Source organism: Bacteroidales bacterium (assembly GCA_022647615.1).
GTDB lineage: Bacteria > Bacteroidota > Bacteroidia > Bacteroidales > UBA932 > Egerieousia.
This window is the reverse complement of sequence record JALCKZ010000001.1, coordinates 873,826-886,415: the sequence shown is the minus strand read 5'-3', so window position 1 is coordinate 886,415 and position 12,590 is coordinate 873,826. Positions and strand designations below refer to the sequence as shown.

11 protein-coding genes are annotated in these 12,590 nt (G+C 41.5%); 3 read left to right on the top strand and 8 right to left on the bottom strand.

The genetic code is table 11. The annotated features are described in order from the left end of the window. Window positions 1-36: 36 nt before the first annotated feature. Together LKM37_03855 and LKM37_03850 are read right to left on the bottom strand one after the other, a co-directional pair. The gene (locus LKM37_03855; protein MCI1720142.1) at window positions 37-1,773 is read right to left on the bottom strand and encodes a Na+ dependent nucleoside transporter; all 1,737 of its coding nucleotides are present in this window, start codon (window positions 1,771-1,773) and stop codon (window positions 37-39) included. 44 nt (window positions 1,774-1,817) lie between these two features. Continuing rightward, a complete protein-coding gene (locus LKM37_03850; GenBank protein MCI1720141.1) occupies window positions 1,818-2,459 on the bottom strand; it encodes a bifunctional nuclease family protein in 642 nt (213 codons plus the stop codon). Between the two features lie 43 nt (window positions 2,460-2,502). Here LKM37_03850 and tgt point away from each other — a divergent pair, with 43 nt between their 5' ends. Next, window positions 2,503-3,642 carry a tRNA guanosine(34) transglycosylase Tgt gene (gene tgt, locus LKM37_03845; GenBank protein MCI1720140.1) on the top strand — a complete coding sequence of 380 codons (1,140 nt, stop codon included), beginning with the start codon at window positions 2,503-2,505 and terminating at the stop codon, window positions 3,640-3,642. A gap of 63 nt (window positions 3,643-3,705) precedes the next feature. Next, window positions 3,706-4,836 (top strand): LptF/LptG family permease, encoded by a 1,131-nt coding sequence (locus LKM37_03840; GenBank protein MCI1720139.1) that lies wholly within the window; start codon window positions 3,706-3,708, stop codon window positions 4,834-4,836. 74 nt (window positions 4,837-4,910) lie between these two features. Here LKM37_03840 and LKM37_03835 read toward each other — a convergent pair whose 3' ends face one another. The 4 genes from LKM37_03835 to LKM37_03820 are packed head-to-tail and all read right to left on the bottom strand — an operon-like array spanning window position 4,911 to window position 9,826. Then, a complete protein-coding gene (locus LKM37_03835; protein MCI1720138.1) occupies window positions 4,911-5,585 on the bottom strand; it encodes a response regulator transcription factor in 675 nt (224 codons plus the stop codon). Between the two features lie 18 nt (window positions 5,586-5,603). Beyond that, on the bottom strand, window positions 5,604-7,655 hold the full coding sequence (locus LKM37_03830; GenBank protein ID MCI1720137.1) for a tetratricopeptide repeat-containing sensor histidine kinase: 2,052 nt from the start codon (window positions 7,653-7,655) through the stop codon (window positions 5,604-5,606). Between the two features lie 24 nt (window positions 7,656-7,679). After that, window positions 7,680-8,645 carry a GSCFA domain-containing protein gene (locus tag LKM37_03825; GenBank protein MCI1720136.1) on the bottom strand — a complete coding sequence of 322 codons (966 nt, stop codon included), beginning with the start codon at window positions 8,643-8,645 and terminating at the stop codon, window positions 7,680-7,682. Between the two features lie 14 nt (window positions 8,646-8,659). Then, window positions 8,660-9,826 carry a DUF1730 domain-containing protein gene (locus tag LKM37_03820; protein ID MCI1720135.1) on the bottom strand — a complete coding sequence of 389 codons (1,167 nt, stop codon included), beginning with the start codon at window positions 9,824-9,826 and terminating at the stop codon, window positions 8,660-8,662. A gap of 158 nt (window positions 9,827-9,984) precedes the next feature. Between LKM37_03820 and LKM37_03815 the strand changes: the two genes are divergently transcribed. Then, the gene (locus LKM37_03815) at window positions 9,985-10,947 is read left to right on the top strand and encodes an NAD-dependent epimerase/dehydratase family protein (protein MCI1720134.1); all 963 of its coding nucleotides are present in this window, start codon (window positions 9,985-9,987) and stop codon (window positions 10,945-10,947) included. A 129-nt stretch (window positions 10,948-11,076) separates the two neighbouring features. Here the strand turns inward: LKM37_03815 and rplQ are convergent, their stop codons facing one another. Continuing rightward, window positions 11,077-11,592, bottom strand: coding sequence for a 50S ribosomal protein L17 (gene rplQ / locus LKM37_03810; GenBank protein ID MCI1720133.1), 516 nt, complete (start codon window positions 11,590-11,592; stop codon window positions 11,077-11,079). A 5-nt stretch (window positions 11,593-11,597) separates the two neighbouring features. Further along, window positions 11,598-12,590, bottom strand: a complete 993-nt coding sequence (locus LKM37_03805; GenBank protein ID MCI1720132.1) for a DNA-directed RNA polymerase subunit alpha — start codon at window positions 12,588-12,590, stop codon at window positions 11,598-11,600.

Here is a 12,590-nt window from a genome sequence, read left to right as displayed (position 1 = left end):
TATATTTTTCTTTGTAACGCCGTGGATTGCTCCGGATTACTCCGCCAGGAACATCCCCACCATTGCAGCAGAAATAAGCGCCACAAATGTGGCTCCAAGCAGTGCGCGGAATCCGTACTCTCCAAGTATGGATTGTTTGTTTGGCGCCATTCCTCCAACTCCGCCTATTATAATTCCGATAGATGCAAAGTTTGCAAATCCGCAAAGCACGTAAGTTGCCATGATGATAGATTTAGCAGATGTAAATACGCTTGTTTGCAACATAGTTGTCAAACTCTGATATCCAATAAATTCTGTAAGAATTAATTTTTCACCAAGCAATCTTCCTACAAGACCAAGATCTGCAGTAGGAACTCCAGTCAACCAAATGACAGGAGTAAACAGGTAAGAAAGAATGCATTGCAGCGTCAGGTCAGTATATCTTCCGTGTGAAAATACAGTAAGCCAGCGGTCAAATGCAGGGAAGCTTATGATGTTCAAGATATAATTGACACCCGCTATCAATGCATAAAATACAAGAAGCATTGCCGCAACGTTTGCTGCAAGTTTAAGTCCCTGAGTTGTTCCGCGGGAAATTGCATCCAGCACATTATCTCCAAGTTTCTCCTTGGTAACTTCAACGGAGTTGTCAATTGGCTCAGTCTCAGGCTTTAATATTTTTGCCATTGCAATAGCGCCGGGAGCGGCCATTACAGATGCGCTCAGCAAGTGCTTTGCAAATTCAACTGTCATAACAGGGTCGCCGCATCCAAGCATTGCAATATAAGCAGCAAGAACGCCGCCTGCCATTGTCGCCATTCCGGAAACCATAACAAGCATAAGTTCAGAACGGCTCATCCTTGGTATGTACTCTTTTACCATCAAAGGCGCCTCTGTCTGACCTAAGAAAATATTGCCTGCGCAAGACAATGACTCTGCGCCGGAAATACTCATAAGTTTTGTCAGGCACCAGCCCATGAACCATACAACCTTCTGAAGAATACCAAGATAGAAGAACAAGCTAGTCAGAGCGGAGAAGAATATGATTGTCGGCAATATTTGGAAAACAAATATGTATCCAATTTTTGTCTGATCCAGCAACGGTCCAAACAGGAAGTTGGAACCCGCTTTTGTCCAGTCCAAAACCGCCACAAAGCATTTGCCCATGTACTCAAAAAATACCTGAACAGCAGGGAACATCAGCACGGAGAACGCAACTATAAACTGCAGCAGCAGAGCCATTCCCACCGTTTTCCAATTTATTTTTTTACGGTCAGTTGAACAAATCCATGCTATGAAAATTATCAAAGCTATTCCAAGGATACCCTTGCCAATTGATTTCCAGCTAAATACAAGCTGTTTCTTCTGAAGTATTTGTGCAAACTGAGCCTTTCTTTTTGCAAGCGAAATCTTTATAGAATCTTGCTGCGCCTGGGCCGCCAGTTTTGTACTGTCCGCATTTGCCTTAAACTTAGCCAGTTCCAAAGAATCTGACTGAGCTTTTGTCATCTCTGCAGAACCCGCGTTAGCGGCAGCCTCAGCCTTGCTGGCCTCAACCGTTTTCTCAACATCTTGTGCAGCCGGATTTGACGAACGCTTCTGGGCTACTTGATTTTTCTGTGCAGCTTGTTGTGATTCAGTTACATTCTCCTTAACGGAAACAACACTGTTTAAAGGTTTGCCGCTAATAAAACCGCAAAGCAAACCGACTGAAATAATGACAAGTGCAACTTTTAAAAACTTCTTGCTGAATAGTCCAATCTTCTCTGATTGTCCTTTCTTACTGTTCTTCATATATTTAATTCATTAATAATCAACAATAACCAACCGGGTGAAAATTACTTTTTCTTCTGTTTTCCGGAAGCCTTTTTCTTTTCCGGGGCTGCAGGTTTCTCAGGTGCCGCCGGTTTTTTCTCGGCTGCAAAGGTTAACTTATGCAGCTCAGCCTTAAGCTGTTCCGCCCGTTCATAATCTTCATTGGCAATTGCAGCGTTAAGCGCATCTGTAAGTTTTGTTTTGTAATTTTTCTCCCGATAGACTTTCTTCCCCTCTGTATTTACCTTTGTAGCAAACTTTTCCAGCACATCCGCATAAACATAAATTGGAGCGTTGAAAAATTTTGCCATGACAATTCCGTCAGCAAATCCGCAAACAAGTCGCAGTTCTTTTTTGCCGTCAAACAGCAGCAACTCCGTCATGAAGTGCCTGTTTGAACCCATCCCTTTTATAACGGTAATTTCCAGCAGCTCAATTCCAAAGTGCTGCAGCGTTGTGCAATAGAGCATCTGCATAGTTGGAAGTTCTTCCGCAGGATTCAATTCTTTGTTCTTGAAATTTGTAAGAATGATATTGACATCTGGCCTTGACAGCTTGATAGGCAAACACTTGTCTCCTCCCTTTTTGTACAGGAAGAAAACAAAATTACCCCCTTGAAAGTCAGAGACGCTCAGCGCCCCCATGTCCAATCTTACCCTTTCCATATAAAGCAAGGCAAAGATACTATTTTTTACTACTTTTGCCTTAATGTTTTTTGAGGTAAAAAATAAGGATGCGCAAAGCGGCGCAAGGGCTGGGGTCCTGCATACGGAACATGGTGATATTCAAACACCTATCTTTATGCCGGTAGGAACCGTAGGCTCAGTAAAAGGGGTATACCATCGGGACCTAAAAGATGATATCAAAGCTCAAATTATTCTTGGCAATACTTACCACCTGCTGCTGCGGCCGGGCATTGATTTGATTAACAAGGCGGGAGGATTGCATAAGTTTGTAGCATGGGACCGTCCAATTCTTACGGACAGCGGAGGATTCCAGGTCTTTTCACTTGCAGAGAATAGAAAAATCACAGAGAAAGGTTGTACTTTCCGCTCACATATAGACGGTTCTCCAAGAGAGTTCACGCCGGAGAATAATGTTGATACTCAGCGCAAAATAGGCGCAGATATTATAATGGCTCTGGATGAGTGCACGCCCGGAACTGCAGATTACAAATACTCTTTGCAGTCTTTGCAGAGAACAGGCCGCTGGCTGGAAAGGTGCGTAAAGCGCTTTAAAGAGACGGAGCCGCTTTACGGGTACAAGCAGTTTTTCTTCCCGATAGTTCAAGGTTGCATATATCCTGATTTGCGCAGAATGGCTGCAGAACAAGCAGTTAAAGCAGATATGGATGGCTGTGCAATTGGAGGTCTTTCTGTTGGGGAGCCAACAGAGAAAATGTACGAAATGCTGGAAGTGCTTAACCCTGTGCTTCCTGCGGATAAGCCGCGCTACCTCATGGGGGTCGGCACCCCTGCAAATCTGCTGGAAGGCATTGAGAGAGGGGTAGATATGTTTGACTGCGTAATGCCTACAAGGAACGGACGCAACGGGATGTTGTTCACATCAGAAGGGATGATTAACATGAGAAACAAGTGCTGGGCGGAGGATTTTTCTCCAATAGATTCTAACGGCACCTCATTTGTAGACCACACATACTCAAAGGCTTACTTAAGACACTTGTTTGTTGCGGGAGAGATGCTTGCGGCTCAGATTGCAAGCTATCACAATTTGGCCTTTTATTTGAAATTGGTTGGAGACGCTCGCGCTCACATAATTGCCGGGGATTTTAAGAAGTGGAAAGATGAAACTGTTAAAAAAGTTACACAAAGAATTAATGATAAGTAACTTTGCGGCGCCGCAAGGCAATATGCGGCAATAAAAAAGTAAACAACTGTCGGGATACAAAAAGTGGCATTAACAAGAAAAGACATAGAGAAGCAGCTTAAGGATTTTAACTGGCACATCACCACGCTGGACAAGTACATAATACGCAAGTTTATAGGTACTTTCTTTGTTGCGCTGCTGCTAATCATCGGCATTGTAATCATATTTGATATCAGTGAAAAAATTGATGACTTTGTGGACAAGAATGCCCCGCTTAAAGAGATTATCTTTAACTACTATGCAAACTTTATCCCCTATTTCATAAACGTATTCAGCCCTCTGTTTGTGTTCATTACGGTAATTTTCTTCACCTCCAAGATGGCTGCAAATTCTGAAATTGTTGCAATACTTGCGGGAGGAATCAGCTTTAAGAGATTGATGTATCCTTACTTTTTGTCATCTGCTTTTATTGCCATATTCAGCTTGATATTAAATCTTTACGTCATACCGCCATGCAACAAGGGGAGGCTCGCCTTTGAGGCAAAGTATATCAAAAAACCATTTGAGAACACCAACAGGAACATGCACTATCAAATCAGTCCGGGAACTTTTATGTATGTGCAAAGTTTCTCCACTTTCAATAATACCGCTTATCAGTTTACGCTGGAAACCATTAAAGGTCACGATATTATCTCAAAGCTGAGCGCAGGTGAAGCCCAATGGGATTCTACAAAACAATGCTGGCAGCTGCGCGATTATTTCTGGCGCAAATATGTTGGAAATGCAGAGCAGGTTAAGACGGGCAAGCAGCTGGATACGGCGTTATCTATTACCGTAGATGATTTTTACAGAAAGAAAAATACCGTCCAGGCCGTTGCATCCGGACAGCTTGGAAAGCTTATAAAAGCGCAAAAAATGCGAGGTGACCAGATGGTGGAGTATGCTCTTATAGAGAGAAATACACGATGGGCTCTTCCGTTTTCCGCATTTATTCTTACGCTCATAGGCGTCTCACTTTCTTCTAAAAAGAGGCGAGGCGGAATTGGTATGAATATAGGAATTGGAATTGCATTAAGCTTCTCTTACATCCTGTTCCTGCGCTTTAGCCAGATGTTTGTCTTTACGGGAGCGCTGCCTCCGTTTGTGGCCTTGTGGCTGCCAAACGTAATTTTTGCGGTGATTGCGGTCTTCTTATACCGCATCGCACCTAAATAAGCCTCTCTTAATTGTCACCCAATTAAAATCAGCCAATTAAATTTTAGCTCACGGCCTGGGCTTCAAATCTGTGATTATAACTTTATAATATCGTTTGTAAGCGCGTATTTGACAAGTTCTATGGAACTATTTATTCCCAGCTTGTGAAAGATGTTCCTCTTGTGATTATCCACCGTTCTGGGGCTGATTGAGAGTTTATCGGCAATCTCTTTACTTAAATATCCGTTGCAGCACAATCTCATCACATCCATCTCCCTATCTGAAAACATTTCAGATGCCTCTTTGCATTTGTGCCCTTTTGCAATGTGCACATTTTCCAAAATTCTTGCAGTATCCATTCCAAAATACTGGTTGCCGCTCCCAACGCACTCAACAGCTGCGGTAATTTCCCTGCCGGAAGAGGTCTTATTTACAAAGCCATCAATTCCTATTTGCAGAAGTCTGTAAATAACAGATTCATTGCTCTCTGCGCTAAACACAAGAATTTTTACAGCTGGGTATTCCCTCTTGATTATTTTTGCCGCCTCTTCTCCGGACATCCCGGGCAAAAGCAAATCCAGCAGGATGACATCCGGCAATTCATGTAATCCCGACAGTCCTCCGTTTTTTAACATTTCCAACAACTCCTCTGCAGTTGAGGCGCTTCCAATAACTTTGATATCTCTGCTGTTTTTTTCCAGTGCGGCGGAAATACCTGAAAGTATCAGGGGATGATCATCTACCGTAATAACTTTAACAATCTCATTCATAACCACATGTATAAGATACTATTCTATATTCCTGTTAATTGTAAAAGTAAAAATTGTACCCCCTCCCTCTCTCTTTTCTGCAAAGATTGTCCCTCCGCAAATTCCTATCATGTCCTTGCAAACCTCCAAACCAAGTCCGCTTCCAATCTCCCCTTCAGTTCCGGGAGAAGATTGTCTTTTGCTGTAATCAAAAATATTTTCAAGTTTTTCCGCACTTATTCCAACTCCATTATCAACAACTGAAATTGCTATTTTGTCTCCGATAATTTTTTCCTGCACTGTTATCTCACCGCCTCTGTAAGAATACTTTATTGCATTAGAAATCAGATTCCTAATGACCGTCTCTACAATGTTTCTATCGGTGACAATTATAGTATCATTAGATATTAGCATTTTAAAATTGATACCCTTAAGCTCAAGAGGAATTGCCAGCAAACCTTTAACTCCGCCCACAACAGAAATGAGTTTAAATCTTGTCGGATGATAAGATAATCTTCCCATTTGAATTTGAGTCCAGTTAAACAAATTCTGCAACAATGTAAGTTCAGAATCTCCGGAGAGCAAAAGAAGTTCACATTGCTCTTTTAAAAGTTTTCTGTCAATTGTTTCAGACAAATCCATAATTTGCTGAATCGTAAGCTGTTGTGCAGCTACAGGATTTTTAAGGTCATGTGAAATTATTGCAAAAAATCTGTTTTTGACATTATTCACCTTCTCCAGGTCTTCCGCTCTTTTCTTCTGAATCTTGAACAAACGTCTGCTCAGAATCAGCAACGTAAGCAACAACGCAGCAATCACAGAGCCAAGAACAGTAGTAATCATTCTTGCTCTGCGCTCAACTTTATTTCTCAAGCTAAGCTTGCTTACATCCTTATCTCTCAGCTCTTTCTCATACTTAACACGGCTCTCCAAAAAAGCCGATGCATCTTTATTTCCAATTACGCTGTCTCTATAAATATCGCTCTCCTCCTTACAGGCAAGAGCAGCTTTATAGTCTCCCGTTTTCTTGTAATATTCTCCAAAGCTCTTTTTAATTTCTATTAAATATTCCGGAGCATGTATCTCACGTGCAACATCCTGAGCTTCAGAGAGAACTCTATACGCATCCGGCAACTTCCCAAGTTTTATATCAATATCCCCAAGCGCAATTGCAGAAGGAATCCAATGCCATCTGTCGGGAATAGAATAAGAAAGCTTGTATGCATTTGCATACTCTTCCTGAGCCTTAGCTAATTTTCCCTGCTTTTCATACAAGGAACCTATGGCGCAGTAATTCAAAGACATACCCACTTGAGATTTTGCCGCAATATTCTTCTCCATGGAATGATTGTAATAAACTTCAGCAGAATCAAACTGCCCGCGATGCTCAAAAATAGAACCTATGTTTGCGTAATTGATTGCCATCCCAAGCGGACTTTTCAAAGAGTCTTCCATTGCAAGCGCCTCCCGGAAAAACTCCTCGGCATCATCATAATAACGCATTGTCAATGAGATGTTCCCAAGTCCGTTTAAGGCAACGGTTTTATTTTTAAATGCATGAAACTCTCCCCTTTTCATACCGGAATATTCATTTGCATACTGCAACGCCATGTTATGATTTGCAGTTGCATCTGCATAAGAACTTATCCTTCTGAAATCTGTTCCCAGATTGTTGTATGCCTGAGTAATTTCAATTGTATCTCTTATTGCCAAGGCCGCTTCAAGTCCCTGTTTATGAAGCGCTAAGGCTTCATTATACTTTGAGGCATCCCTCATATATTTCCCCAATATGCGGCAGGTAACTTCTATGCTAACCGGGTCATTATTTTCAACGGCGCTTTTCAAATATTTTCTAACCTCGGCAGAATCAAAAATAGCCTCGCTCTCAGACAAGCTTTTCTTAGATGCATTATTGTATCTAACATTCTGTCCGGCAAGAGCAAGCACTTTTTCCTCTATAACCTGCTTATCATCAGATGAAATATCGTAATCGGTTCCGCCCCTTTTGCATGACGGCAGAAGAAAAGAAATGGCGGCGGCACATAAGAGTGAAGCTACAATTAAAGCCCTATTTACACTACCGGTCTGCATTTGCGCAAATTTAGGAAATATTTGTTAATCAGATATTTTAAAGGGACGATGATTTTCAGATTTTGTCTTTTTAAGTTCCTCTTCCATTCTCTTATAGCTATCAGGAGAAATAAAAGACTCTTTAAATCTTTCAAAAATATACTTTACCGCAGCAGCAGAGGGATGAATCATATCTTCCGCATACCACCTGTAATCCCTAAGCTCATCCATCATAATCTCATAAGCCGGAAAATATTCTGCATTCTTTTTTTCCTCCCGACAGTTTTGCTGTTCTTGTATTAGGTTATCTACAGCCATCAGCAAAGAGGATTTGCTAACTTGGTTACCGTGAGCGCCATCCGCCATGTGTCTGATTGGACTTACCGTAAAAATAAAACGCTTATCAGGAAATGTGCTTACAATTGTATGAAGCAAACTTTCGGTGCGGGAAACAGGAAGAAATTCTCTGGAAAAATATTTTGCAGGCAGCTTGTGACAATTTGCTACTATCATCCCTGTCCCGCCTGCAGCAGGATTTTCCACACCCGCAACTATTTGCTTATCTGCCGTTCCAACATATTTGAAAACCCATGAAGTACCAAGTGTTACTATTACTTTTGTTGATGCTTTAAAAAACTCCGCGTCATTTTTTAGTTTCTCATTTGCTTTATCCAGAAAAGTTTTTGCATCACGCTGCCCGCAGGAAGAATGATGGAAAAAGGTGACATACAGACCATCAGGACGGCTGACAATATCTTTCTCCGTAAAGAAAGGAGAAATACCCAGCGGCATTTTGCAAAGCCCGGCTGCCGCACCAAGTCTAAACAAAGAGATAAAAATAGAGGCGGGATTATATAATGTGCCAAAAGGATTTGTCATCACATCAAACTTGTAATCCTTTAATACTCCGCCAATTTCATCAGAAAAGCAAGAACCGGCAAGAAGTATTTTGTCAGAATAACTAATTTGACTCTTTGGTTTTTCTATCTCTACTATCGTTTGTATTTTCATATTCTGTTAAAATTTCAATTTCTTCCCAAAATGTTTTCCCGGATTTTTTTAAGCCCTGCACGCATAAGCGGCGTCTCTCCAAATAGCCTCTTAAATCCCTGTTCATCAAGGTTTTTCCACCATTCACAAGTTGCCTTGGCAAGCAGTTTTTCATTTGTGCGGAACTCCGGCCAGCCATCTTTATTTTTGCTATTCCAGGGACATGCATTCATGCAATCATCACATCCAAAAATCCATTTTGTTTTTTTATCTCTCTCTGCCTTACTCTTTTGTTTGCAAGGAACATTCTCAGTTTTCGCCTGCAAGCGCTCTTCTATTGTCTTATATGATAAGCATTTGCGAGCATCAAAAAAATGGCCTCCGCTTAATGCGCCAGTACTGCAGGCATCAATGCACTTTGTACAAGTTCCGCATTTGCTCCCTTTATTTTTGCTCGGCGATGATTTTTCTCCCTCCTCTCCGCTATTGCAACCATCCGCGCTACAATAGCAATCACTAGTACTGCTGTCACAACTGTCTGTGTAGTATGGCAATACAACTGTCGTGATAATAATTCCAATAAAATTTTTTATGCCGTGCTCCGGACTAATCAAAAAATTATTTTTTCCTATAAATCCAAGTCCCGCTTTTACAGCCCATGCCCGTTCCAGCACCGGCGCGGAATCTGTGAAGGCGCGGCCAACATTTTTTATATTTGATTTACAGCAATCTATTTCCGTTGTTGTGCTAAACGCACCGGAAACCGCTGGAATTGCTGCTTCACTTAGCACATTGGGAACCCCGGTGGTTTCTTGTGAAATCAGCTGTAAAATTTTATACAGCTTGTCCTTTATAACAATGTGATAATCAATACCACGCGCAAATTCGGAAATCAGGGGCGCAGAACTTTGTTCGTTAGAATTTTCCACCTTATTGGGTTTTGATACGCGCCCAAAAGGAGCGAGAAAAACAAGCACGCTTTTGGCTCCGGGAACTAACAATGCAGGATTAAAACGTTTTTCCATGTTGCGCTTTAAATAATCCATGCCGGCAAAACGTCCGCTCTCTTCAGCAGACTTGTAATGCTCCTCCTCAGATACCAGCTCCTCAGCCTTGGCACAGCCGCACGCAACAAAACCCAGCTCTGCACTTAATGCTTTAATCTTCTCAAATAAATCCTTATTTGTATCCCTTTTTGCCATTTGCTGATTTAAGACACACTTGCAATTCAAACAAAATGTACTAGTTGCAAATTTAACAAAAGATAAACTGTCGGGAGTTAAACATAATAGTTTAAAAATCTAATAGATTTTATTAAATTCGCGCATTATTGTTATGAAAATTTAAAATTGATTTAAATATGAAAAGAATATTAGTAGTTGGAGCCGGCGGACAGATAGGTACGGAATTGGTTGTACATCTGCAGAAAAATTACGGAGAGGACAACGTTGTTGCCGCTGAAGTAAGACCGGATGTGGTTAAGAAAATTTCTGAGCACGCCCAAGCTGTAGAACTGGATGCTCTTGATTTCCAAAAATATGGAGAGACCATAAAGAAATATAAAATTGACGCCATCTATAATTTGGTTGCACTGCTTTCCGCAAAGGGAGAGCTGAATCCGGATTTAGCTTGGAAGATTAATATTGGGGCGCTTCTTAATTCATTAAATCTTGCAAGAGAGCTGCACTGCTCTGTTTTCACCCCTTCTTCTATTGGCGCATTTGGTTACAATACACCTCATTACAAGACTCCTCAGGATACAATCATGAGACCTGATACTATTTACGGAGTTTGCAAAGTCACAGGCGAATTGCTTGGAGATTATTACTTTAAGAGATTTGGAGTAGATGCCCGCAGCGTACGTTTCCCGGGACTTATTTCCAACGGCGCTCTACCAGGCGGTGGAACAACAGATTACGCAGTTGAGGTATTCTATGAAATTTGGAAGCATGGAAAATATACATGCGCCGTTCCTCAGGATGCGTATATGGACATGATGTATATGCCTGATGCATTGGCTGCTACAACACAGCTAATGGAGGCTGATCCTTCTCGTTTGAAACACCGCAATAGCTTCAACATTGCCTCCATGAGTTTTACTCCGGAGCAATTGTTTAATGAGCTTAAAAAGAGAATTCCTTCATTTACATGGGATTACAAAGTAGATCCTATTAAAGCTGACATTGCAAACAGCTGGCCTGATATCATGGATGATTCTTGTGCCCGCGCCGAGTGGGATTGGGCTCCAAAATGGGGTCTGCAGGAGATGATGACAGATATGCTTGCTGCCTGCAAAGAGAAAGTTGATAAAGGTTTATATTAGAAAAAGGTCTGCAGGAGATATTGAAACACAGACAATTAAAAAAGATGTCCTCCGTAATGGAGGACATCTTTTTTAATTAATTGATTATCAATATTCCCCGTTGGTCTTTCTCCGCAGGGAAATATCCAATTATTTCTTCTCTTCAGCCTTTGGAGCAGCAGCTTTTGGAGCTTCTGCCTTAGGAGCCTCAGCTTTTGGAGCTGCAGGTTCTGCAGTTTTCTTTGCGCGGCTACGACGTGTAGTCTTCTTCTCTCCGCTCTCTTTCTTTGCACTCTCAAGAGCAGCCTCATTGAAGTCAACCAATTCTATAATAGCCATCTCAGCAGCATCTCCTGCTCTGTATGAAGTCTTCAGAATACGGGTGTATCCGCCCGGACGCTCTGCAATTTTAGGAGCAATAACTCTAAACAACTCTGTTACAGCCTCCTTCTGCTTTAAATAGCTGAAGGTGACACGGCGTGAATTTGTATCGTCTGTTTTGCTCTTGGTAATCAGAGGTTCTACATAGACTCTCAATGCTTTAGCCTTTGCAAGAGTAGTTTCTATTCTCTTGTGAAGAAGCAATGAAGAAGCCATATTAGCAAGCATCGCCTTACGGTGTCCGCTCTGACGGCCAAGATGATTTACTTTCTTATTGTGTCTCATGTCTTCTACTTTTTATCAATGTTATATTTGGAAATATCCATTCCAAATGACAATCTGTGCTTGTCAATCAGAGACTCTATTTCCGTTAATGACTTCTTTCCAAAATTACGGAACTTCACAAGTTCATTCTTCTGGTGTGAAACAAGGTCTGCAAACGTCTCAATATCAGCTGCCTTTAAGCAGTTAAGCGCTCTTACGGACAAATCCATATCGCTTAACTTCTTCATAAGAAGCTGACGCATTCTCAACGTCTCCTCATCCAATTCTGAATTCTCTTTCTCCGCGCTCTGCTCAAATGACATCTTCTCATCTGAGAATAGCATGAAGTGATAGATAAGAATCTTTGCAGCTTCCTTCAAAGCCTCCTTTGGCTGAATAGAGCCATCTGTCGTGATTTCTATATTAAGACTCTCATAATCTGTCTTTTGTGCTATACGGCATGGTGCTACCGTGTATTTGACATTTACGATTGGAGTATATATGGAATCAATTGGGATTGTCCCTGCCGGAGCATTTTCATCCTTATTTTCCTCTGCCGGAACCCAGCCTCTGCCTTTGCCAATAGTCAAAGTCATCTTAATCTTTACGGATTCCTCCATAAAGCAGATGTGCTGCTGTGGATTAAGAACCTTGAATGATGTAAGGCTCTTGGAGATGTCCTCTGCGGTCATCTCTTTCTTTCCGCTGACTGTGATAGAAACGGTCTCTCCATCCTCGCTCTCTACCATTCTCTTAAATCTTACTTTCTTAAGATTAAGAATAATGTCTATAACCCCCTCAATCACACCGTGGATAGTGGCAAACTCATGATCAACTCCCTCTATTTTAACGGAGGTGATTGCAAAGCCTTCCAGTGAAGATAACAACACACGTCTAAGCGCATTGCCAATGGTAATTCCATACCTAGGCTCCAAAGGCCTAAATTCGAATTTTCCAAAGGTATCCGTGGACTCCAGCATTATTACCTTGTCCGGTTTTTGAAATGCTAATATTGCCAT

Coding starts and splice junctions, on each gene's coding strand:
- LKM37_03855 (MCI1720142.1), bottom strand. CDS start 1,773: ATGAAGAACAGTAAGAAAGGACAATCAGAGAAGATTGGACTATTCAGC.
- LKM37_03850 (MCI1720141.1), bottom strand. CDS start 2,459: ATGGAAAGGGTAAGATTGGACATGGGGGCGCTGAGCGTCTCTGACTTT.
- tgt (MCI1720140.1), top strand. CDS start 2,503: ATGTTTTTTGAGGTAAAAAATAAGGATGCGCAAAGCGGCGCAAGGGCT.
- LKM37_03835 (MCI1720138.1), bottom strand. CDS start 5,585: ATGAATGAGATTGTTAAAGTTATTACGGTAGATGATCATCCCCTGATA.
- LKM37_03830 (MCI1720137.1), bottom strand. CDS start 7,655: ATGCAGACCGGTAGTGTAAATAGGGCTTTAATTGTAGCTTCACTCTTA.
- LKM37_03825 (MCI1720136.1), bottom strand. CDS start 8,645: ATGAAAATACAAACGATAGTAGAGATAGAAAAACCAAAGAGTCAAATT.
- LKM37_03820 (MCI1720135.1), bottom strand. CDS start 9,826: ATGGCAAAAAGGGATACAAATAAGGATTTATTTGAGAAGATTAAAGCA.
- LKM37_03815 (MCI1720134.1), top strand. CDS start 9,985: ATGAAAAGAATATTAGTAGTTGGAGCCGGCGGACAGATAGGTACGGAA.
- rplQ (MCI1720133.1), bottom strand. CDS start 11,592: ATGAGACACAATAAGAAAGTAAATCATCTTGGCCGTCAGAGCGGACAC.
- LKM37_03805 (MCI1720132.1), bottom strand. CDS start 12,590: ATGGCAATATTAGCATTTCAAAAACCGGACAAGGTAATAATGCTGGAG.